This is a genomic window from Enterobacter cloacae (assembly GCF_013375935.1).
Taxonomy (GTDB): domain Bacteria; phylum Pseudomonadota; class Gammaproteobacteria; order Enterobacterales; family Enterobacteriaceae; genus Enterobacter; species Enterobacter pasteurii.
The window spans coordinates 1209123-1232398 of sequence record NZ_CP056117.1 but is presented as its reverse complement, the minus strand read 5'-3'; the positions used below and the strand labels follow the sequence as shown (position 1 = coordinate 1232398).

Sequence of the window (23276 nt, the reverse complement as noted above, 5' to 3'; positions counted from 1 at the left end):
GTGTGGACACTACAAAGGCAGGTTCTTTAAGGTAAGGAGGTGATCCAACCGCAGGTTCCCCTACGGTTACCTTGTTACGACTTCACCCCAGTCATGAATCACAAAGTGGTAAGCGCCCTCCCGAAGGTTAAGCTACCTACTTCTTTTGCAACCCACTCCCATGGTGTGACGGGCGGTGTGTACAAGGCCCGGGAACGTATTCACCGTAGCATTCTGATCTACGATTACTAGCGATTCCGACTTCATGGAGTCGAGTTGCAGACTCCAATCCGGACTACGACGCACTTTATGAGGTCCGCTTGCTCTCGCGAGGTCGCTTCTCTTTGTATGCGCCATTGTAGCACGTGTGTAGCCCTACTCGTAAGGGCCATGATGACTTGACGTCATCCCCACCTTCCTCCAGTTTATCACTGGCAGTCTCCTTTGAGTTCCCGGCCGGACCGCTGGCAACAAAGGATAAGGGTTGCGCTCGTTGCGGGACTTAACCCAACATTTCACAACACGAGCTGACGACAGCCATGCAGCACCTGTCTCAGAGTTCCCGAAGGCACCAATCCATCTCTGGAAAGTTCTCTGGATGTCAAGAGTAGGTAAGGTTCTTCGCGTTGCATCGAATTAAACCACATGCTCCACCGCTTGTGCGGGCCCCCGTCAATTCATTTGAGTTTTAACCTTGCGGCCGTACTCCCCAGGCGGTCGACTTAACGCGTTAGCTCCGGAAGCCACGCCTCAAGGGCACAACCTCCAAGTCGACATCGTTTACGGCGTGGACTACCAGGGTATCTAATCCTGTTTGCTCCCCACGCTTTCGCACCTGAGCGTCAGTCTTTGTCCAGGGGGCCGCCTTCGCCACCGGTATTCCTCCAGATCTCTACGCATTTCACCGCTACACCTGGAATTCTACCCCCCTCTACAAGACTCTAGCCTGCCAGTTTCGAATGCAGTTCCCAGGTTGAGCCCGGGGATTTCACATCCGACTTGACAGACCGCCTGCGTGCGCTTTACGCCCAGTAATTCCGATTAACGCTTGCACCCTCCGTATTACCGCGGCTGCTGGCACGGAGTTAGCCGGTGCTTCTTCTGCGGGTAACGTCAATCGGCAAGGTTATTAACCTTACCGCCTTCCTCCCCGCTGAAAGTGCTTTACAACCCGAAGGCCTTCTTCACACACGCGGCATGGCTGCATCAGGCTTGCGCCCATTGTGCAATATTCCCCACTGCTGCCTCCCGTAGGAGTCTGGACCGTGTCTCAGTTCCAGTGTGGCTGGTCATCCTCTCAGACCAGCTAGGGATCGTCGCCTAGGTGAGCCGTTACCCCACCTACTAGCTAATCCCATCTGGGCACATCCGATGGCAAGAGGCCCGAAGGTCCCCCTCTTTGGTCTTGCGACGTTATGCGGTATTAGCTACCGTTTCCAGTAGTTATCCCCCTCCATCAGGCAGTTTCCCAGACATTACTCACCCGTCCGCCACTCGTCAGCGAAGCAGCAAGCTGCTTCCTGTTACCGTTCGACTTGCATGTGTTAGGCCTGCCGCCAGCGTTCAATCTGAGCCATGATCAAACTCTTCAATTTAAGTTTGATGCTCGTGAATTAAACTTCGTAATGAATTACGTATGTTCACTCAGAGACTTGGTATTCATTTATTGTCCGAAGACATTAAGAATCCATGTCACTTTGAGTGCCCACACAGATTGTCTGATAAATTGTTAAAGAGCAGTTGCAACGCGGCTTTCAGCTCACCGTTGCGAGGTCCCGTATATTACGTTTTCCTCATTCAGAGTCAAGCAAATATTTTCACTTTTCTCTGTTGGCGTTCATCTCTGAACCCCGCTGTCCCGGCGGCCTGTAAGCCGTTGTTCCGTGTCAGTGGAGGCGCATTATAGGGAGTTCTCAGACGTTGACAACCCCTCTTTTAAAAAAAACGTTCAACCGTCTCTTTTTTGCTCAAAACCGTGCTACAGCGCCAGTTTTTCGAGCGTTTCGAAGCCATAACGATGTAAAACGGGTAAAAGCTGTTCAGTTTCTTTTGTTATTGCCATACAGAAAGCGATATTTGCATCCGCTGATTTCGCATCCGGCGCTTCATGTTCCAGCAGCCAGGCCGTCCGACGCGCAATGGCAGCACCGGAATCCACCAGCCGGGTACCTTCTGGCAGAACCTTTAACAGCTCTTCCTGCAATAGCGGGAAATGGGTGCAGCCAAGGACAACCGTATCCGGTGGTTCCTGCATCCGCAGCCATGGACGCAGAATGCGACGCAGCTCTTCAAGCGATACCGTCTCGCCGTGCAGTTTCGCTTCCGCCATCTCCACCAGCTCTGCGGAGCCGAGCATCGCGATCTGGCATTCATTGGCAAAGCGATCGATAAGCTCGCGCGTATAAGGACGTTTCACCGTACCGCGCGTTGCCAGCAGCCCCACGATGCCGTTTGCCGTCAGGCGTGCAGCCGGTTTGATTGCCGGAACCACGCCCACAACCGGGAACGGAAATTTTTCGCGCAAGGCAGGAAGAGAAACCGTGCTTGCCGTATTACAGGCAATGACCGCCAGCGCCAGGGGATAGCGCTTTTGTACCGCGGTGACAATTTCAACCACGCGCTCAACAATAAAGTCTTCGCTCTTTTCCCCGTACGGGAAGGCGACGTTATCGAAGGCGTAGATGTAATGAAGATCCGGCAGGAGCTGCCGAATCTCGTCATAGACCGAAAGCCCACCGACGCCGGAATCAAACACCAGCACGGTGGGACGCGGATCAGAAGGTGTAGCTGCCAGACAAGGTGTATTCCCGTCCTGCAGTTTGGTAGCCATAAACTGTCTCGTAATCTTTATCGAACAGGTTGGCTATTTTACCACGAACTGTGAGGTGAGAGGTGACAGGATATGAAACCGCCACATCCCACAGGCTGACGCCGCCCATTTTCACCTTCTCTGACGGATATGTGCCGAAGTCAGTATCGTAGCGCGTACCGAGATAGTGATATGTCAGGCTCCAGTCAAAATCATAGATCCGGGTATCGAGCTGATACTTCACCTGCTGCTTAGCGCGACGATCCAGCAGTTGGTTGGTTGCCGCATTACGGGCATCAACATAGTCGTAACCGAGAGTATGCATGACCGGGCCAGTATCAAACGAGGCAGTCGCTTCAACCCCTTTAATACGTGCTTTACCGACGTTGTAATACTCCTGAAGGTTATTGTTGAAGTCGATCAGGTTATCAACATCGTTACGGTAAGCCGACACGCGCCAGTTCACACCAGCGGTAAGACCTTCGAACGCGCCTTCCCACTGCTTGCTCTCTTCGGGATCGAGGTGTTCGTTGCCGTAGAAGCCATAGAGCTGTCCAAGGTTTGGCGCTTTATAGGCTGTGCCATACGAAGCGATAACGCGATAACCTTCAATGAACTCCCAGGCCGCACTACTTTGCCAGGTACCGTGACGACCAAACTGAGAGTTATCATCGCTACGCACCGCCCCTTCCAGGGTGACATCACCAAACTGCTGCAATCCGGTGAGGTAGACGCCGGTGTTACGCAAATCATAGCCATTCGTCACATAGTTAGTGCCCGGTTCAGTGCTCTGCTTTTGCCAGTCTACGCCTGCGCCAACGTTGCCATGGCCCACATCCACGGAGTTAACCCACTGAACATTGTACTGTTTAATTTCATCCAGTGTGGCAGTCGAATCATATCGCCCTGAATGTGGGTCGTAGTTATAGTCTTTACTGTGGCTATAGCTGGTCAGAAGCTGTGAATGGAAGATGTCATCGTTGAAGCGCAGCCCTGCGTCCCAGGTCTGGCTGTACAGCTGACGCGTGTCGACCAGTACATCAGGCGTAAACGAGCTGTAATAACCGTCATAGGCGGTACGGTTGCTGTAGCCAAAGCCGCGAACGAACCCGCTCCACTGGTCTGAGAATGCATGCTCCAGTGCGCCGTAGAGCGTTTTATTCATAAAGCCATCGCGGTCGGTCTGAGCAAGGCCGCCGTTGTTGCCGTCCGCGACCACATCAAAACCTTTGATATAGGTGTAATCACCCGCAAGCGTTACGCGCGTGCTTTCGCCAAGCGTTTGCTGAGTGCTGCCGCCATAATTTTGATAGCCATGCGATCCTGCGCCCGCGGTCAGCGTCGTACCGTCCTTCGCACGGGTAGTAATAATGTTCACGACGCCGCCAATCGCGTCTGAGCCGTAAATCGCCGAACGCGGCCCACGAACATATTCGATACGCTGCACCAGGGAGATGGGGAACTGGCTAAGATCGGATGAACCTGTGACACCTGCCTGGTTAAGGCGCATACCGTCAACGAGGATCAGAACGTGGCTGGAGTTGGTACCGCGAATAAAAAGAGAAGACAGTTGTCCCATACCACCGTTTTGCGCCGTATCAACGCCTGGCAGTCTGCGCATGACATCCAGTACCGTCGTGGATTGCCAGCGTTCAATATCTTCACGGGTCACGACGGATGTCGGAGCCAGAACGGTTTTTACAGGCTGTTCAAAACGGTTTGCTGTCACCACCAACGAGTCAGCGCTTTCCTGCGCCCAGCCCGAAAATGCCGTGACGGATAACGCCGTCAACAGCGATACTTTTTTAATCATTGTTAAAGCATCCACAATATAAGAAGGATGCCGCAGGCCTCATCCATAGCACGCGATGATGAAACCAAATGCGACGTGATCCCGGCAGGTCTTCGGGCTGGGTGGCGTTATACGGATGAAGACTTCCCATTTTCACAGTGTCTCTTCTTCTCATCCCGCCAGTCTTTACCGCTGCGCGTCAGCTCCAGATTTACACTGGATTCCCTTTTCACTCTCAGGAGACCGGAAACAGAATGCTACAATTAGACACGTATAGATGTCCAGACAGCTATTAGCCATTAAATCTGGACATCCACTGCACAATCCCTACAATCCCCGCGTAATTCTTTATCATTCAGGACGCATCATGACCCCCGAACACCTCCCTACAGAACAGTACGACGCACAGCTGGCAGAAAAAGTTGTCCGCCTGCAAAGTATGATGACGCCGTTCAACGCGCCCGTTCCCGAGGTGTTCCGTTCTCCGGTCAGCCACTATCGTATGCGCGCCGAGTTCCGCATCTGGCACGATGGCGACGACCTGTATCACATCATTTTCGATCAGCAGACGAAATCCCGCATTCGCGTGGAAAGCTTCCCGGCGGCGAGTGAACTGATTAACCAGCTAATGACGCTGATGATTGACGGCGTGCGCGACAATCCGGTACTGCGAAACAAGCTGTTCCAGATTGACTACCTGACCACCCAAAGCAATCAGGCGATTGTCTCCCTGCTCTATCACAAAGCGCTGACCGACGAATGGCGCGAGCAGGCAGAAGCCCTGCGCGATGCGCTGCGCGCGCAGAACATCAACGTGCACCTGATTGGCCGCGCGACCAAAACTAAAATCATGCTCGACCAGGATTATATTGACGAGCGTCTGCCGGTGGCCGGTAAAGAGATGGTTTACCGTCAGGTAGAGAACAGCTTCACCCAGCCGAATGCGGCAATGAACGTGCAGATGCTGGAGTGGGCGCTGAACGCGACGGAAGGATCGCAGGGCGATCTGCTTGAGCTGTACTGCGGTAACGGTAACTTCTCGCTGGCGCTGGCGCGTAACTTCGAGCGCGTGCTGGCGACGGAAATCGCCAAGCCGTCGGTTGCTGCCGCGCAGTACAACATCGCCGCTAACCACATCGACAACGTACAAATCATTCGTATGGCGGCAGAAGAGTTTACCCAGGCGATGAATGGCGTGCGTGAGTTTAATCGCCTGCAGGGGATTGATCTGAAGAGCTACCGGTGTGAGACGATTTTTGTCGATCCGCCGCGCAGTGGCCTGGACAGCGAAACCGAGAAGATGGTGCAGGCGTACCCGCGTATCCTGTACATCTCCTGTAACCCGGAGACGTTGTGCAAGAACCTGGAAATGTTAAGCCAGACGCACAAGGTTGAACGTCTGGCGCTGTTCGATCAGTTCCCGTATACGCACCATATGGAGTGCGGCGTACTGCTCACTGCACGATAATCTGCATGCCGAACACGCGTAGCGCCATCCGGCATTTTTTGGCAGGTGGCGCTTTGCTTACCTGCCCTTAAACCTTCATTACTCCGGCAGCTGGCTCTTGCGGCTACGCATGCGCGAGCCGATCCAGAACACCAGCGCAACGGACAGTACCGCAGGCAGGAAGTTAGAGCCGATATCCGGGTATTCTGCACGCACCACGGTGCTGTACAACAGCACGCCCAGGATAAAGCTGGCTGCGGCCAGCCCCGGTAACCCGACAGGCATAGTGCGGTTCTGATAACGCTGATGCAGGCAGTACACCGTCAGCACCAGCGCGATAATCGGGAAAATCGAAAACGGAACGATTGAGCTAAAAATAGCGGCAAACGTACCGTTAATGGATAAGCCAGCGATCAATGCCAGCAACAGCGTTCCTTTATCCTGACCTGACTGTTTCATTACTCACCTTCACTCATCGGTTTGATGTGCCAACTTTTCTTGTTCACGGCGATACCAGTAATACGCACCCTTGGAGATCATCCGCAGCTGCAATACCAGCCGCTCTTCGAGCTGCTTGCGTTGTTCGATGCTGACGTCCAGCGCTTCGGCACCCGCGCTGAAAACAATGGTCACCATCGCCTCAGCCTGAGCTTCAGTAAACGCACGCGGCATATGGTTTTCGATTTCGAGATAGTCGGCAAGTTCCGCGATAAAATGCTGAATTTCACGCGCGACCGCGGCGCGAAACGCCGCCGACGTGCCGGAGCGCTCGCGCAGCAAAAGGCGAAACGCGTTAGGGTTATTGCCGATAAACTCCATAAATGTCGACACGGAGGTGCGGATCACGCTGCCCCCTTTAGCGATACGCTGGCGCGCCTGGCGCATAAGCTGGCGCAGCATCAGACCGCTCTCATCGACCATGGTCAGGCCCAGTTCATCCACATCACGGAAATGACGGTAGAAGGACGTTGGCGCAATCCCGGCCTCGCGTGCGACTTCTCGCAGGCTTAAACTGGCAAAACTCCGCTCAGCACTCAGTTGACTGAATGCGGCTTCCACCAGCGAACGCCGGGTTTTCTCTTTTTGTTGTGCTCTTACGCCCATCACGATAGTTGAATCCTTCCAAAGGCCCGTTGGCACTATACCAGAGAATAAAATTAATCTGTTTGCTCAGCTTTGTGAATGATTGTTTACGCGCGGTTTGTGCTCCACTGCCCGAAAAAAGCACAACGATAATTGGGTTACCCTGGCAATGATGTTATGATTCTGTTGCTTTTATGTATAAGAACAGGTAAGCCTTGCCATGCCACATTCCTACGATTACGACGCAATAGTTATTGGTTCCGGCCCCGGCGGCGAAGGTGCTGCTATGGGTCTGGTAAAACAGGGAGCCAGAGTAGCGGTAATTGAGCGCTACCATAATGTCGGCGGCGGTTGCACCCACTGGGGCACCATCCCTTCAAAAGCCCTCCGCCACGCCGTTAGCCGCATTATTGAATTTAACCAGAACCCTCTTTACAGCGACCACTCCCGACTTCTTCGTTCCTCTTTTGCCGACATCCTGAACCACGCAGACACGGTCATTAACCAGCAGACGCGCATGCGTCAGGGTTTCTATGAACGTAACCACTGTGAAATTCTGCAAGGCAACGCGCATTTTGTGGACGAACACACCCTGGCCCTGGAGTGTCATGACGGTTCGGTTGAGACAATCACCGCTGAAAAGTTTGTGATCGCCTGCGGTTCACGCCCGTATCATCCGGCAGACGTGGATTTCTCGCACCCGCGCATTTACGACAGCGACTCCATCCTCAGCCTGCACCATGAACCTCGCCATGTGATTATCTATGGCGCAGGCGTTATTGGCTGTGAATATGCGTCTATCTTCCGGGGAATGGAGGTCAAAGTTGACCTGATCAACACCCGCGACCGCCTGCTGGCGTTCCTCGATCAGGAGATGTCAGACTCCCTCTCCTACCACTTCTGGAACAGCGGCGTGGTGATCCGTCACAACGAGGAGTACGAGAAGATCGAGGGCTGCGACGACGGTGTGATTATGCACCTGAAATCCGGTAAAAAGCTGAAAGCGGACTGCCTGCTGTATGCCAACGGCCGCACCGGCAACACCGATTCCCTGCAGCTGGCAAACATCGGGCTCGAAACCGACAGCCGCGGCCAGCTGAAGGTCAACAGCATGTACCAGACCGCGCTGCCGCACGTTTACGCGGTAGGCGACGTGATTGGTTACCCAAGCCTGGCATCAGCCGCTTACGATCAGGGGCGCATTGCCGCACAGGCGCTGGTAAAAGGTGAAGCGACCGCGCATCTGATTGAAGATATTCCGACGGGGATCTACACCATTCCGGAAATCAGCTCCGTAGGGAAAACCGAGCAGCAGCTGACGGCCATGAAGGTGCCTTACGAGGTGGGCCGTGCTCAGTTTAAACATCTGGCGCGGGCGCAAATCGTGGGAATGAGCGTGGGTACGCTGAAGATCCTGTTCCATCGCGAGACGAAAGAGATCCTCGGCATTCACTGCTTTGGTGAACGCGCGGCGGAAATCATTCACATCGGCCAGGCGATCATGGAGCAGAAAGGTGGCGGTAACACCATTGAGTACTTCGTTAACACCACCTTTAACTACCCGACAATGGCGGAAGCCTATCGGGTAGCCGCGCTGAACGGCTTAAACCGCCTGTTTTAACGCGCTGTCGAAATGGCCATCCATCGCACCGCGGATGGCCTCTGCCAGCTGCTCATAGCGGCTGCGCAGCGGTGACCCCGGACGATACACCAGGCCAATCGTACGACGCGGCTCCGGCTTAATGCACGGCAGATAGACCACGCCATCACGCTTACGCTCGCGCGGCACGGCCAGTGCAGGCAGCAGCGTAATTCCGCTTCCCGCCGCGACCATATTACGCAGCGTTTCCAGGCTGGTTGCGCGGAAATGGGTATCTTCGTCAGCGCCCGCCTCGAAGCAGAAGCCCATCGCCTGATCGCGCAGACAGTGACCATCTTCCAGCATCAGCAGCTTTTCACCGGCCAGATCGGCCATCGGCACGCGGTCGCGGTTCGCCCACGGGTGATCTTCATAGATCGCCAGCATCATAGGTTCATCGAACAGCGGCACTTCAATAAAGGCTTCACTCTCTTTTACCAGCGCCAGAATCGCGCAGTCGAGCTTGCCGCTGTCCAGCTGCGCCAGCAGCTGATGGGTTTGCGCTTCATGCAGATACATTTCGAGTTTCGGGAACGTCTGGTGCAGCATGGGAATGATGTGCGGCAGCAGATACGGGCCAACGGTTGGGATCAGGCCGATGTGCAGCGGGCCGGACATTGCCTCCCCCTGCTGGCTTGCCATTTCCTTGAGCACTTTGACCTCGCGCAGCACGGTGCGCGCCTGATCCACCAGCAGCAGACCTGCCTGTGTGAACAGAACCTTACGACTGGTGCGCTCCAGCAGCATCACGCCCAGCTCGTCTTCCAGCTTGCGGATCTGGCCGCTCAGCGTGGGCTGGCTGACGTGGCAGGAGTCTGCCGCGCGGCGAAAATGGCGGTGCTCGGCTAACGCTACCAGGTATTCAAGATCACGAATATTCATTATTCATCCTCCGTCGCCACGATAGTTCATGGCGATAGATAGCATAGCAACGAACGATTATCCCTATCAAGCATTCTGTTGAATAATACATCACACAGACGAGGCGGAACGTGTTTGACCCTTGACGACCCGTCACCGTCATCGAGTTTCTCTCAAAACTCGAACAACTAAAGCCAACGTGAACTTTTGCGGACCCCGTGGTCCGCTTTTTTTTGCGTAAAAAAGCCTGGCGTTACGCCAGGCTTCGTTTTTCCCCTCACCCTAACCCTCTCCCACGGGGAGAGGGAACCGATCGAGCCCCTCTCCCCAAGGGAGAGGGGTTGGGGTGAGGGCACCAGCCCGCACGGTTCAAACCAGCCGGCTCTTCGCGTCCGCTATCGCCTGCGCCACCTGCTTAGGCGACACGCCGCCTTTCGCCGCACGCTTGTCCAGGCAGGACTGCAGCGCCAGAATCGGATACACATCATCCCCGATAACCGCGCTGAATTTTTGCAGATCGGCAAGCGGCAGATCCTCCAGCGGTTTACCCTGACGAATGGCTTCCACCACCGCTTCGCCCACGATGTGGTGCGCTTCGCGGAACGGTACGCCTTTTGCCACCAGGTAGTCCGCCAGTTCGGTAGAGTTGGCATAGCCCTGCTGCGCCGCTTCCTGACAGCGCGGACGCTTCACCTGAATGCCGTCCAGCACCAGCGCGCCCATGTGCAGGCAGTCCAGCCAGGTGTCGAGCGCGTCGAACAGCCCCTCTTTGTCTTCCTGCATGTCTTTGTTGTACGCCAGCGGCAGCCCTTTCAGGGTCATCATCATGCCGGTCAGCGCACCCTGAACGCGGCCACACTTCCCGCGGATCAGCTCCAGCGCGTCCGGGTTTTTCTTCTGCGGCATCAGGGAAGAGCCTGACGTCACGCGGTCGGACAGCTCGACGAAACCGGCTTCGCCCGAGTTAAAGAAGATCAGGTCTTCAGCAAAGCGCGACAGGTGCACCATGCCAATAGACGCGTTTGAGAGCAGCTCCAGCACGTGGTCGCGGTCAGACACGCCGTCCAGGCTGTTGCGGGTAGCAGAGGCAAAGCCCAGCCAGCCTGCCAGCTGTTCACGGTCGATTTCATACGCTGTTCCCGCCAGCGCACCGCTGCCCAGCGGGCTCACGTCCAGGCGCTTGAGCGTATCCTGCAGGCGGCTTTCGTCACGCGCCAGCATCTCAACGTAGGCCAGACACCAGTGCGCAAAGGTCACCGGCTGCGCGCGCTGCAGGTGGGTATAACCCGGCATGACCGCGTCCTGGTTGTTCTGCGCCGTTTCCACCAGCGCGCTCTGCAGCTGACGGGTAGCCGCCAGCAGTTCGCCAACGGTCTCTTTACACCACAGCTTCAGATCGGTCGCGACCTGGTCGTTACGGCTACGGCCGGTGTGCAGCTTTTTACCCAGCTGGCCCACTTTGTCGATCAGTTTGCCTTCCACCCAGCTGTGAATGTCTTCCGCATCGCTTTGCAGGATTTGCTGCGGATCCAGCCGCACCTCTTCCAGCAGGTTATTCAGCGCTTCTTCAAGCTGCTGCTGTTCATCTGCGGTCAGCACGCCCACGGTCACCAGCGCTTTGGACCAGGCCACAGAGCCGACAATATCCTGTTCGGCCAGGCGGTAGTCGAAGCGCAAAGAGTCATTGAACTGTTTGAACCGCTGATCCGCTGCCTGTGTAAAACGCCCACCCCAAAGTGCCATAACATGCTTCCTTAATATCTTTGAATGTCATTGCCCGGCGGTGCTGCGCTTGCCGGGCCTGCAAAACAGAAAATCGATTACGCCAGAATACGCGTGCCAATCGGCGTGCCGTTAAACAGCGCCGGAAGCTGCTCCGCGTGACGCCAGGAGGCGATATCCACCGGGCGACCCAGCGTGCGAGCCGCATCCAGCGCGGCGTTGACTTTGACGATCATGCCGTCGGTAATAATGCCCTGCTCAATCAGCTGCTCGGCTTTCGCGGCGGTCATTTCCGCAATGCGCTGGCCTTTGCCGTCCAGAATACCGCTTACGTCAGAGAGCAGGATCAGGTCTGCGCCCAGCGTTGCCGCCAGCGCGGTTGCCGCCTGGTCCGCATTCACGTTCATCAGCGCGCCCTCTTCGGTCACGCCGATAGAGCTCACCACCGGCAGGAAACCGCCTTCCAGCAGCGTGTTAATCAGCTCAGGCGAACCCGGCTGCGCCAGCCCAACGTGGCCGAGCGCTTCGTCGAGCTGGGTCACTTTTACGCTGTCGCCATCGCCGAGGTAGAGCCCAACGGACGCGATACGGTGTTTCTTCGCCCACGCCAGCAGCGTTTTGTTCGCCGTACCCGCCAGCGCACCGGTAATGATGTCAATCTGGTCGGCAGGCGTGACGCGCAGGCCGTTTTTCTTTATCACCGGCAGGTTGAGCCCTTTCATCAGCTCGTCCACCACGCAGCCGCCGCCGTGCACAATCACCAGCGGACGCTGGTGTGATTCGCGATAGTTAACCAGCGCGGTAAACAGACGCTCCAGCGCTTCTTCGCTGTCCAGCAGCACACCACCGAGTTTGATAATTAATGGGTTCATCATCACACCTTAAATAAGAGCCTGCGTTTCAGGGAAGCCGAAACGAATATTTGCACACTGCATTGCCTGTGCGGCAGCGCCTTTGAGTAAGTTATCTTCTGCGGCGACCACAATCAGGTGCTCGCCCTGAACGGCAAAGCCGATATCGCAGAACGGCAGGCCGACCACGTTTTTCAGCGCCGGCACGCCTTTGTCGTACAGACGCACCAGCGGTTTATCCGCATACGCCTGCGTGAAGGCTTCACTTACCTGTTCTTTGGTCACGCCCGGCTTCAGGCGGCAGGTAATGGTTTCGAGGATCCCGCGCGGGAAGCTGCCCAGATGCGGCGTGAAAACCACGTCCGCGCCCAGATGGGTGGTGATTTCAGGATGATGGCGATGGTTGAACACGCCATACGGCTGAAGGCTCACTTCGCAGAAGCTGTTGGAGATGGCCGCCTTGCGCCCGGCACCGCTCACGCCGCTGGTGGCGTTGATCACCGGCCACTGGTTCAGATCCAGCAGACCCGCGTCGATCAGCGGCTTAAGGGAGAGCTGCGCCGCCGTCGGGTAGCAGCCGGGCACGGCAATCGGATTCGCTTCTTTTAGTTTATCCGCGCTCCACTCCGCCAGGCCGTATACCGCTTTTTCGAGCAGATCCGGGTGCTGATGGGTGAAGCCGTAATATTTTTCGTAAAACGCGCCGTCGTTGACGCGGAACGCGCCGGAGAGATCGAAGACTACGCAGCCGGCCGCCAGAAACTGCGGCGCCAGGTCGTGGCTGACCTCGTGCGCGGTGGCTAAAAACACCACGTCGACGCCGTCGGTAAACTCGCTGATGTCAGACATTGGCTGCAGCGGCAGATCGACAATGCCCTTAAGCCACGGATGCAAATCAGAAATTAACTTTCCGGCATCATTGCTTTGCGCTGACACGGTCAAAGCGGTTATGGTCATATGAGGGTGGCGATTCACGTAGCTTACAAGCTCTGCGCCCGCATAACCGCTAGCGCCTACAATCAGCGTATTCAACATCGGGTTCCTTTATGCTCAACGTTAATGTATTTTTATTCACATTTATTGCATGAATATTGATACTATCACGACCTAAGGTGTGTCAACAATGAAAATGAACTTACCGCCATTTATCGAGATTTACCGCGCCCTGATTGCCACACCCTCCATCAGCGCGACCGAAGAAGCACTGGATCAGAGCAATGAGTCTTTAATCAATCTGCTGGCGGGTTGGTTTAGCGATCTTGGGTTTAACGTTGAGGTTCAGCCCGTCCCCGGAACACGTCACAAATTTAACCTGCTCGCCAGCACCGGTACCGGTGCGGGCGGCCTGCTGCTGGCCGGTCACACCGACACCGTGCCGTTTGACGATGGCCGCTGGACCCGCGACCCGTTCACCCTGACCGAGCACGACAACAAGCTCTACGGGCTGGGCACGGCGGACATGAAAGGCTTCTTCGCCTTTATTCTCGACGCGCTGCGTGACGTGGACGTGACGACCCTGAAAAAACCGCTCTACATTCTGGCGACCGCCGATGAAGAGACCAGCATGGCGGGCGCACGCTATTTTTCTGAAAACACGTCGATTCGCCCGGACTGCGCGATCATCGGCGAACCAACCTCTTTGCAGCCGATCCGTGCGCACAAGGGCCATATTTCCACGGCGGTGCGCGTGCTCGGCCAGTCCGGTCACTCCAGCGATCCGGCGCGCGGCGTGAACGCCATTGAGCTGATGCATGACGCCATCGGCCGCATCATGACCCTGCGCGATGACCTGAAAGAGCGGTATCACTACGACGCGTTCACCGTGCCGTATCCGACCCTGAACCTCGGCAGCCTGCACGGCGGCGATGCCTCCAACCGTATCTGCGCCTGCTGCGAGCTGCACATGGACATCCGCCCGCTGCCGGGCATGACGCTGAGCGATCTCGACGGCTTGCTGAACGAAGCGCTGGCCCCGGTAAGCGAGCGCTGGCCGGGCCGCCTGACGGTCTCCGAGCTGCATCCGCCGATCCCGGGCTATGAGTGCCCGCCGGATCACCAGCTGGTTGAAGTGGTGGAAAAGCTGCTCGGTGAGAAAACCGACGTGGTGAACTACTGCACCGAAGCGCCGTTTATTCAGACCCTGTGCCCGACGCTGGTCCTTGGCCCCGGTTCGATCAACCAGGCGCACCAGCCGGATGAATATCTGGAAACCCGCTTCATCAAGCCAACCCGCGAACTGATTACCCAGGTCGTGCATCACTTCTGCTGGCATTAAGACCGCACCGAAGAGTCCCCTCTCCCTGTGGGAGAGGGTTAGGGTGAGGGCAACAAATCCCGCGATCTCCGTCACATTCCCATAAGCATCTCTTATCTGACGCAAAGCGAATTAAATTTCGTAAATTACCCACATTTATTCATCTGCTGAACCGTTTTCGCAGCAATTGACGACGGGGGTTTTACGTGGCTTTATAAAGGGAGATGACAAAATATTGTCCAGAAAATTTTCGCCTGGGCATAAACAAAAATGATGGGGTGACTGGGTTTTTATGAACGAACAATATTCCGCGTTGCGTAGTAATGTCAGTATGCTCGGCAAGGTGCTTGGAGATACCATCAAAGACGCGTTGGGGGAAAACATCCTCGACCGCGTTGAAACCATCCGCAAGCTGTCCAAATCTTCCCGTGCCGGTAACGAGGCGAACCGTCAGGAGCTGCTCACCACCTTGCAGAACCTCTCTAACGATGAGCTGCTGCCCGTTGCCCGCGCGTTCAGCCAGTTCCTTAACCTGGCAAACACCGCTGAGCAATATCACAGCATTTCGCCAAAAGGCGAAGCGGCCAGCAACCCGGAAGTCATTGCCCGCACCCTTCGTAAACTGAAAGACCAGCCAGACCTCAACGAAGACACCATCAAAAAAGCGGTGGAATCCCTTTCGCTGGAGCTGGTTCTGACCGCGCACCCAACCGAAATCACCCGTCGTACGCTGATCCACAAAATGGTGGAAGTGAACAACTGTCTGAAGCAGCTGGATAACAAAGACATTGCCGACTACGAACGTAACCAGCTCATGCGTCGCCTGCGTCAGCTGATTGCCCAGTCCTGGCACACCGACGAAATTCGTAAGCATCGTCCAAGCCCGGTCGACGAAGCCAAATGGGGCTTTGCGGTGGTGGAAAACAGCCTGTGGGAAGGGGTACCAAACTACCTGCGCGAGCTGAACGAACAGCTGGAAGAGAACCTCGGCTACCGCCTGCCGGTCGACTTTGTGCCGGTTCGCTTCACCTCCTGGATGGGCGGCGACCGCGACGGCAACCCGAACGTGACGGCGGACATTACCCGCCACGTTCTCCTGCTGAGCCGCTGGAAAGCAACCGACCTGTTCCTGAAAGATATTCAGGTGCTGATCTCCGAGCTGTCGATGGTTGAAGCCACGCCGGAACTGCGCGCGCTGGCCGGTGAAGAAGGCGCCAGCGAGCCGTACCGGTTCCTGATGAAAAAACTGCGCGGCCAGCTGATGGCCACTCAGGCCTGGCTGGAAGCGCGCCTCAAAGGGCAGCGCCTGCCGAAGCCGGAAGGTCTGCTGAGCCAGAACGAACAGCTCTGGGAACCGCTGTACGCCTGCTATAAATCGCTCCAGGCCTGCGGGATGGGCATCATCGCCAACGGTGAACTGCTCGACACCCTGCGCCGCGTGAAGTGTTTCGGCGTGCCGCTGGTGCGTATCGACGTACGTCAGGAAAGTACCCGTCATACCGAAGCGCTGGGCGAGCTGACCCGCTATCTCGGCATCGGTGACTATGAAAGCTGGTCAGAAGCCGACAAGCAGGCGTTTCTAATCCGCGAGCTGAACTCCAAGCGCCCTCTGCTGCCGCGCAACTGGGAGCCAAGCAACGACACTCGCGAGGTGCTCAACACCTGTAAAGCGATAGTGGATGCGCCGAAAGGATCGGTGGCCGCCTATGTGATCTCCATGGCGAAAACCCCGTCCGACGTGCTGGGCGTTCACCTGCTGCTGAAAGAAGCGGGCATCGACTATGCCCTGCCGGTGGCACCGCTGTTTGAAACCCTCGACGATCTGAACAACGCCAACGACGTGATGACCCAGCTGCTGAACATCGACTGGTATCGCGGCTTTATTCAGGGCAAGCAGATGGTCATGATTGGCTATTCCGACTCCGCAAAAGATGCGGGCGTGATGGCGGCATCCTGGGCGCAGTATCAGGCGCAGGACGCGCTGATTAAAACCTGCGAGAAAGCCGGCATTGAGCTGACCCTGTTCCACGGACGCGGTGGCTCAATTGGCCGTGGCGGTGCGCCAGCACACGCAGCGCTGCTCTCTCAGCCGCCGGGAAGCCTGAAAGGCGGCCTGCGCGTGACCGAGCAGGGCGAGATGATCCGCTTCAAGTACGGCCTGCCGGAAGTGACCATCAGCAGCCTGTCGCTCTATACCAGCGCGATCCTGGAAGCAAACCTGCTGCCGCCGCCGGAGCCAAAAGAATCCTGGTGCCGCATTATGGATGAGCTGTCTGACATCTCCTGCGACCTGTACCGCGGCTACGTGCGTGAAAACAAAGACTTCGTACCTTACTTCCGTTCAGCAACGCCTGAGCAGGAGCTGGGTAAACTGCCCCTGGGCTCACGTCCGGCCAAGCGTCGTCCGACCGGCGGCGTTGAATCCCTGCGCGCCATTCCGTGGATCTTTGCCTGGACGCAAAACCGCCTGATGCTGCCCGCCTGGCTGGGTGCCGGTGCGGCGCTGCAAAAAGTGGTGGAAGACGGTAAGCAGAGCGAGCTGGAAACCATGTGCCGCGACTGGCCGTTCTTCTCCACCCGTCTGGGCATGCTGGAGATGGTCTTCTCGAAAGCCGACCTGTGGCTGGCGGAATACTACGATCAGCGCCTGGTTAAACCAGAGCTGTGGGCGCTGGGTAAAGAGCTGCGCGAGCTGCTGGAGGGCGACATCAAGGTGGTGCTGGATATCGCCAACGACTCCCACCTAATGGAAGACCTGCCGTGGATCGCCGAGTCAATTCAGCTGCGCAACATCTACACCGACCCGCTGAACGTTTTGCAGGCTGAACTGCTGCACCGTTCGCGTCTGGCGGAAGAGGAAGGTAAAGATCCCGATCCACGCGTTGAGCAGGCGCTGATGGTGACGATTGCGGGCGTTGCGGCGGGCATGCGTAACACCGGTTAATGCTCAGTCCCCGGGGCGCTACGCCTGCCCGGGCCTGCGACAGACAGGCCAGGTAAGCGTTAGCGCCCCCCCGGCAATACCTCGGTATTTACACCATGCAGCATGATATTACCCACATCCTGACTGACCTGATCGGCGGCACGACGCCGCTGCGTCAGGTGCATTTCGCCAACCCCGCCCTCTGCGCACCCGAGCTCGCCCTGCAGGTCGATTTCCCCCGTCTGGAGATCGTGCTCGAAGGCTCGGTGAAAGACCCGGCGGCTTGCGTATTACAGCAGGGTGACGTTTTATACGTCCCGGCTGGCGGCTGGAACGATCCGCAATGGCACACGCCCGCGACAACGCTGAGCATCCTGTTTGGCAAACAGCAGCTTGGATTTAGCCTTTTGCACTGGGACGGCGTAGACGTTCGTAACCTAGCAAAACAGCACGTCGCCCGTCGGGGGTCCCCGCATCGGCTCCTTCCTGCTACAGACGCTTCATGAAATGCAGATGCAGCCGCACGAGCAGCAGACGGCGCGGCTGGTTGTCGCCAGCCTGCTTAGCCACTGCGTCGACTTGCTGGGTAGTCAGATCCAGACCGCCTCCCGCAGCCAGGCGCTGTTTGAAGCCATTCGCGTTTATATCGATGAACATTATGCGACCCCGCTTACCCGGGAATCCGTAGCGCAGGCGTTTTATATCTCTCCGAACTATTTATCGCATCTTTTCCAGAAAACCGGCGCGGTCGGTTTTAATGAATACCTGACCCACACGCGGCTGGAGCACGCGCGTCAGCTGCTGAAAGGATATGACTTAAAGGTAAAAGAAGTGGCGCATGCCTGCGGTTTTGTCGACAGTAACTATTTCTGCCGCTTATTCCGTAAAAATACGGAGCGCTCGCCGTCGGAATACCGTCGCCAGTATCACAGCCAGCTGACCGGGAAAGCGGCTAGTCCAGAATGACCTGCGTATGCTGCGGTGCGGATACCATTTTTCGTACCGCTGCCATGACCTTTTGCGGATCCCGCAGGAAAGCATTAATCCCGCATTTCACATAGCGGGCGGATTCGAAGCGTTCGTTACCCGCCAGCTCAATATCCGTGATAAGCAATACGACATCGGCGCGGCGGATATCGTCCTCCGTCAGTTCACTTTCAATGCCTAACGCCCCCTGCGTCTCAATGCGCACTGACCATTTCTCCTGCTGGCAAATCCGCTCCAGCCGTTCTGCGGCCATGTAAGTATGCGCCACGCCGCTCACGCACGCGGTTACCGCCACCAGATGACGCCCTGCTATTACTGTCATTTTTAACCTCCAGTGGTGACATGAAACCCTTTATCTTCGGCCATACGGCGCATTGCCGCGACCTCGTCAGCTGTCGGAGGATTGACCTCCCGCATCAACCATTGTTGCCCAAGCAGACGGTATTTTGGTTCACCATACGTGTGAAACGGTAATAAATGCAGCTGCCGTATCCCTGAAGGTAACAAAAATGCCAGCACGCGCGCCATGTTGGCATCGGTTAGCGTATAGCCCGGAATAAGCGGCACGCGGGGGATGACGTTGATGCCTTCGGCCACCAGTTGCGTAAGGTTTTCCAGCACTCTGGGAAGATTTACTGCCGTCACCGCGCGCGCCTGCTCAGGATCCATAATCTTCAGATCAAACAGCACTTCGTCACACTGGCGTGCCAGCGGCAGCAGTCGGGACAGGGGCGCATCTCCCGCCGTCTCAATAGCGGTGCGAATACCGTAGCGGCGCAAACGCTTAAGCAACTGCGTCGCAAAAGGTGCCTGCATTAATACTTCCCCGCCTGACAGCGTCACCCCGCCTCCCGATGAGCGAAAGAAGACATCATCCTTCATCACCTCGCGTTCAAGCTCGTCCAGCGTCACGTCGCGCCCGATGCGCTCAAACGCCCCGGACGGGCACTCGTCCGCATCGCGCAGGCAGGGTGCGCAGTGCAGACATTTGCTCTCCCGGCGAACCGTCTCAATTTTTGGCGAGATCGACTCCGGGTTGGCGCACCACGGGCAACGGTGAGGGCAGCCTTTGAAAAAGACTACCGTGCGAATACCTGCCCCGTCGTTCAACGAATAGCGCTGAATATTGAAAATACGCGCTACGTCGGGGCGTGCTTCAACCACGTCACAGCTGATGCGCGGTCCGACGGATAATGTCATCCTGGATCTCCTTCGACAGCTCAACAAAGAAGGCGCTGTAGCCGGCAACGCGCACCACCAGCCCGGCAAAATCCTGCGGACGCCGCTGCGCCTCACGCAGGGTTTCCGCGTTGACCACGTTGAACTGGATATGCTGCAGCTTAAGCTGCGTAAACGCGCGGAGGAAGTCCGCCAGCTTCTGCAGCCCGGCATCGCCTTCCAGCGTGGCGGGGGTGAACTTAACGTTTAGCAGCGTACCGTTAGATAACAGGTAGTTATCCAGCTTGCTTACCGATTTCAGCACGGCCGTCGGCCCCTGCATATCCTGGCCGAGCATCGGAGAGAGCCCTCCATCCGCCAGCTGTTCGCCCGCCAGGCGGCCATCCGGCGTAGCGCCCACGACCGCGCCAAGCGGCACGTGCGCAGAGACGGTATACGAGCCAGGCGTGAAGATCCCACCGCGCGGGTTGCGGTATTTTTCGACCTCTTTACAGTAATGGCGCAGCAGCTCCGCGCTGATATTGTCGACATCGTCGATATCATTACCGTATTTCTCAAAGCGATTGATCAGCCGCGCGCGCACCTTTTCGCCCTCCGGAGTGGCAAAATTCGCTTTTAGCACCGCCAGCAGCTCGTCAAAACTTAAGCGCTGCTGTTCAAACACCAGCCCTTTCAGGGCGTGAAGCGAGTCGCTCAGATTGGCAATGCCAATCCCCTGCACGCCGGAGAAGTTATAGCGCGCGCCACCGTCAGTAATGTCTTTCCCCGTTTCCAGACAATCGCTGATAAAGGAGGAGAGCAACGGCACGGGCGCCCAGTCGCGATGGCCGATATCGCAAATGTTGCTCCCTTCCACCATCAGCGCAATGTAGTGATTAATCCTGCCGCGTATGTGTTCAATTAACCCCTCGTACGTCAGCTCGCTATTGCCTTCGTTCTCCTGCATAGCGATTTCCATTACCTTCAGCAGGTTAAACATGGCGATATCGTGCAGGCCGTAAGTTTTACCTGGAATCGACAGTTCAACGCAGCCAACAACCGCGTAGTCACGCGCGTCTTCCAGCGACACGCCGCGATTTAAAAACGCAGGTACTATTACTTCATCGTTGAAAATCTGAGGAATTCCGGTGCCCAGGCGAATAGTCTCCGCTGTTTTCAGCAGGAAAGGTCGGTCGATCAGTTCGTTTACCCGTACGCCGAGGTTAGGCTGGGGAAGCTGAACGCTCTGGTAGGCGTCCAGGCACAGGAACGAAAGCACGTTCACCGCGCTACGCCCGTTTTCCGTCAGGCCGCCCAGCAGCGCGGTATACCCGGTCGGGAATCCGGCAAAATAACGGGCGCTGCTGGTCGAGCGCAAGAGCACCACGTCGTTACACTTCACCCACAGCGATTCCAGCAGCTCTTTCAGAAACGCCGGATCGTCTCCCTGCATTAACGAGGCCTGATAAAACGGCAGCATATACTGGTCAAAACGCCCGATGGAGAGCGAACTGGCGTTGGATTCGTACTGCAAAATAACGTTCATGTACCAGAACAGCTGACACGCCTGCCAGAAGGTTTGCGGCTTATGCTGCGCGTTATGCCGCGAGATGTCGGCCATTGCCAGCAATTCTTCGCGACGTGCCGCATCGCTGCTCTGAGCCAGTTCTTCAGCGAGCGTTGCATAACGCAGAATATGGCGCTGGGACGCTTCGAGCAGTATCAGCGCCGCCGCATAGAACGTGTTTTGCGCATCGCGAGCGCAGCGTTCACGCATTTCCGCCACCAGCGCTCCCAGCCCGTTATTGAGTAGGCGCGGATAATCAATAATGATATGCCCCTGCCCTTTATCCGTCTGGTTGACGCTAAAAATCTGCGTCCCGACCGCGGCTTTCACCTCATCCGTCATCTGGCCGTTGATGAAATCTTTCATCGACCGGTTTTCCCAGTAGGGATACAGCACCTCACGGTAGGTCTGCTTATCCTCATCGCTGATTTCAAAGCGGTCTTGTGGACGGGTGGCGAACTGGTCCAGCTCCTTGAGCAGCCAGTAGGGATCCATCTCCGGGGACATAATGCCTGCACGCGGCTTAACGGTGCGATTTCCGGCAATCAGTTCTTCATCACGAATCGCGATTTCCACATGGTCGAGAATGTGCGCCGTTGCTTTCGCGCGCCGGAGAATAACCGGCTCGCCTTCCGTCTGCCGATGGCTGGCAGTATAGAGCAGCGCACGCTCAAGCGAGATTTCGCGAGGGTTGGCAAAGAGCGCATCTTTCAGGCGCGGTATACGATTCGTCATGAGGGAACTCCTGTAACGGAAAAAAACCAGCCCGCCCCGAAGGGCGGGAGAGCATCAGGCGGTTTGCGCCAGGTGGGCATCGATTTTGTTCATGATGGCGTCGGCACGCTTTACCGCGTCGCTGATATTGACGCGCACGATGGTTTTCCCGGCAAAACGCTCCTCGAATTTAATGCCGATGTCTTTAGTCAGGATCGCGATATCTGCTGCGGCGATATCCTCCGCCGTTAGTTCGTTCTCAAGACCAATCGACCCCTGCGTTTCTACCTTCACTTCCCAGCCTTTGGCTTTTGCGGCGCTTTCCAGCGCTTCGGCAGCCATATAGGTATGGGCTACGCCAGACGGACATGCGGTTACTGCGATAATTCGGGCCATGTTCTCTTCCTCACTCAGTTAATTTCGAAATCCAGATCCAGGTCATCCTCTTTTTCCTCGACCTGCTTTGTGTTCTTACGGGCAATACGCTTCAGCACGTTGACGCTGACTGCCGTCACCACTGCACCCACGGCAACCGCTGCGATATAGCCGAGCTTGCCGTCCACCACGGGAAGCACAATTAACCCGCCCCATCCGGCATAGCATTGCGCGCCCATAACCGCAGCAGTGACCGCGCCGCAGGCGGAGCCCAGCATAATGGAAGGAATCACGCGCAGCGGATCGGCTGCGGCAAACGGAATCGCTCCCTCGGTGACGCCCACGCAGCCCATCACCAGCGCCGCTTTACCTGCTTCACGTTCTTCACCAGTAAAATTTTTGCGGCCAATCAGCGTCGCCAGGCCTAACCCCAGCGGCGGTATGCAAATAGCCACGGCGGCAATCGCAACGACGGTGTAGACGCCCTGCGCGACGCAAATCAGCATGAAGGCATACGCCACTTTGTTAACCGGGCCGCCCATATCGAACGCCAGCATGAGACCGATAATGATGGCGAGTACCACGATGCTGCCCTGCTGCATTCCTTGCAGCCACTGGGTGAGACCGGTGGTAAGCGCGCCTACAGGCTCGCCAAGCCCCCACATCATGATGCCTGCCGTGATAAACGTGCCGATAATTGGGATGATGAAGATAGGCATGACGGAGCGCAGCACTTTCGGCACGGGCAGCTTTTTCAGATACCAGACGACAATGCCGCCGAAAATTCCGGCGATAATCGCGCCAAAGAACCCCGCACCGAAGCTGTTGCCCACCCAGGCGGCAATAGCACAGGGGGCCAGCGCGGCGCGTTCTGCAATGGAGTAGCCAATATAGGCAGCGAGAAACGGCACCATCAGCGTCAGACCCGCCACGCCGATATCAAAGAGCTTTTTCAGATTGGGATCGGTTGCGGCGTCGGGCACCGCACCTTTGCCGTAAAGCATGACCGAAACCGCCAGCAGAATGCCGCCCGAGACCACAAACGGGATCATGTGCGACACCCCTGTCATCAGATGCTGCCGCGTGTTCTTGAGAATATGCACCAACGCTTTCAT

General features: G+C 56.7%; 17 protein-coding genes, 1 rRNA gene, 1 pseudogene and 1 riboswitch. Of the genes and pseudogenes, 5 read left to right on the top strand and 14 right to left on the bottom strand.

Annotation, left to right across the window (positions count from 1 at the left end; translation table 11 throughout):
- Nucleotides 1-32: 32 nt before the first annotated feature.
- The 3 genes from HWQ14_RS05810 to btuB form a co-directional block, all read right to left on the bottom strand.
- Nucleotides 33-1574: ribosomal RNA gene (locus tag HWQ14_RS05810) — 16S ribosomal RNA — on the bottom strand.
- 383 nt (nt 1575-1957) lie between these two features.
- On the bottom strand, nt 1958-2809 hold the full coding sequence (gene murI, locus HWQ14_RS05805; RefSeq protein ID WP_176609209.1) for a glutamate racemase: 852 nt from the start codon (nt 2807-2809) through the stop codon (nt 1958-1960).
- Nucleotides 2754-4601 carry a TonB-dependent vitamin B12 receptor BtuB gene (gene btuB, locus HWQ14_RS05800; RefSeq protein WP_176609208.1) on the bottom strand — a complete coding sequence of 616 codons (1848 nt, stop codon included), beginning with the start codon at nt 4599-4601 and terminating at the stop codon, nt 2754-2756. Before btuB ends, murI begins: the two co-directional genes overlap by 56 nt.
- A gap of 66 nt (nt 4602-4667) precedes the next feature.
- Nucleotides 4668-4843: riboswitch (cobalamin riboswitch) on the bottom strand.
- A gap of 104 nt (nt 4844-4947) precedes the next feature.
- Here btuB and trmA point away from each other — a divergent pair.
- The gene (gene trmA, locus HWQ14_RS05795; protein ID WP_176609207.1) at nt 4948-6048 is read left to right on the top strand and encodes a tRNA (uridine(54)-C5)-methyltransferase TrmA; all 1101 of its coding nucleotides are present in this window, start codon (nt 4948-4950) and stop codon (nt 6046-6048) included.
- Between the two features lie 78 nt (nt 6049-6126).
- Here the strand turns inward: trmA and HWQ14_RS05790 are convergent, their stop codons facing one another.
- Both HWQ14_RS05790 and fabR read right to left on the bottom strand, forming a co-directional pair.
- Nucleotides 6127-6486, bottom strand: a complete 360-nt coding sequence (locus HWQ14_RS05790) for a YijD family membrane protein (protein ID WP_148422580.1) — start codon at nt 6484-6486, stop codon at nt 6127-6129.
- 9 nt (nt 6487-6495) lie between these two features.
- Nucleotides 6496-7134: an HTH-type transcriptional repressor FabR gene (fabR, locus tag HWQ14_RS05785; protein WP_125915679.1), complete on the bottom strand. Its 639-nt coding sequence runs from the start codon at nt 7132-7134 to the stop codon at nt 6496-6498.
- 196 nt (nt 7135-7330) lie between these two features.
- Here fabR and sthA point away from each other — a divergent pair, with 196 nt between their 5' ends.
- The gene (gene sthA / locus HWQ14_RS05780) at nt 7331-8731 is read left to right on the top strand and encodes a Si-specific NAD(P)(+) transhydrogenase (protein WP_148422579.1); all 1401 of its coding nucleotides are present in this window, start codon (nt 7331-7333) and stop codon (nt 8729-8731) included.
- Here sthA and oxyR read toward each other — a convergent pair.
- From oxyR to argC, 4 genes are all read right to left on the bottom strand, one after another.
- The gene (gene oxyR, locus HWQ14_RS05775) at nt 8714-9631 is read right to left on the bottom strand and encodes a DNA-binding transcriptional regulator OxyR (protein ID WP_025758848.1); all 918 of its coding nucleotides are present in this window, start codon (nt 9629-9631) and stop codon (nt 8714-8716) included. The genes sthA and oxyR overlap by 18 nt on opposite strands.
- A gap of 348 nt (nt 9632-9979) precedes the next feature.
- Nucleotides 9980-11353, bottom strand: a complete 1374-nt coding sequence (argH, locus tag HWQ14_RS05770) for an argininosuccinate lyase (protein WP_176609206.1) — start codon at nt 11351-11353, stop codon at nt 9980-9982.
- A 77-nt stretch (nt 11354-11430) separates the two neighbouring features.
- Nucleotides 11431-12207, bottom strand: coding sequence for an acetylglutamate kinase (argB, locus tag HWQ14_RS05765; RefSeq protein ID WP_176609205.1), 777 nt, complete (start codon nt 12205-12207; stop codon nt 11431-11433).
- A 6-nt stretch (nt 12208-12213) separates the two neighbouring features.
- Nucleotides 12214-13218: an N-acetyl-gamma-glutamyl-phosphate reductase gene (gene argC, locus HWQ14_RS05760; protein WP_176609204.1), complete on the bottom strand. Its 1005-nt coding sequence runs from the start codon at nt 13216-13218 to the stop codon at nt 12214-12216.
- Between the two features lie 88 nt (nt 13219-13306).
- Between argC and argE the strand changes: the two genes are divergently transcribed.
- The 3 genes and pseudogenes from argE (at nt 13307) to HWQ14_RS05745 (ending at nt 18326) form a co-directional block, all read left to right on the top strand.
- Complete coding sequence (gene argE / locus HWQ14_RS05755) at nt 13307-14458, top strand: acetylornithine deacetylase (protein ID WP_176609203.1); 1152 nt, start codon at nt 13307-13309, stop codon at nt 14456-14458.
- A gap of 271 nt (nt 14459-14729) precedes the next feature.
- On the top strand, nt 14730-17381 hold the full coding sequence (gene ppc / locus HWQ14_RS05750; protein WP_176609202.1) for a phosphoenolpyruvate carboxylase: 2652 nt from the start codon (nt 14730-14732) through the stop codon (nt 17379-17381).
- A gap of 95 nt (nt 17382-17476) precedes the next feature.
- Nucleotides 17477-18326 (top strand): annotated as a pseudogene (locus HWQ14_RS05745) (helix-turn-helix transcriptional regulator).
- On the opposite strand, the gene HWQ14_RS05740 reads toward HWQ14_RS05745, so the two are convergent.
- The 5 genes from HWQ14_RS05740 to HWQ14_RS05720 are packed head-to-tail and all read right to left on the bottom strand — an operon-like array spanning nt 18313 to nt 23276.
- Nucleotides 18313-18669, bottom strand: a complete 357-nt coding sequence (locus HWQ14_RS05740) for a PTS fructose-like transporter subunit IIB (RefSeq protein ID WP_029882885.1) — start codon at nt 18667-18669, stop codon at nt 18313-18315. The pseudogene HWQ14_RS05745 and the gene HWQ14_RS05740 sit on opposite strands and share 14 nt — an antisense overlap.
- Before the next feature lie 2 nt (nt 18670-18671).
- Nucleotides 18672-19547, bottom strand: a complete 876-nt coding sequence (locus HWQ14_RS05735) for a [formate-C-acetyltransferase]-activating enzyme (protein WP_176609201.1) — start codon at nt 19545-19547, stop codon at nt 18672-18674.
- Entirely contained in the window at nt 19513-21807 is a 2295-nt protein-coding gene (locus HWQ14_RS05730) for a formate C-acetyltransferase (protein WP_176609200.1), read from the bottom strand. Before HWQ14_RS05730 ends, HWQ14_RS05735 begins: the two co-directional genes overlap by 35 nt.
- A 54-nt stretch (nt 21808-21861) precedes the next feature.
- Nucleotides 21862-22182: a PTS fructose-like transporter subunit IIB gene (locus tag HWQ14_RS05725; protein ID WP_148422570.1), complete on the bottom strand. Its 321-nt coding sequence runs from the start codon at nt 22180-22182 to the stop codon at nt 21862-21864.
- Nucleotides 22183-22196: 14 nt separating this feature from the next.
- Nucleotides 22197-23276: a PTS fructose transporter subunit EIIC gene (locus HWQ14_RS05720; RefSeq protein ID WP_020686915.1), complete on the bottom strand. Its 1080-nt coding sequence runs from the start codon at nt 23274-23276 to the stop codon at nt 22197-22199.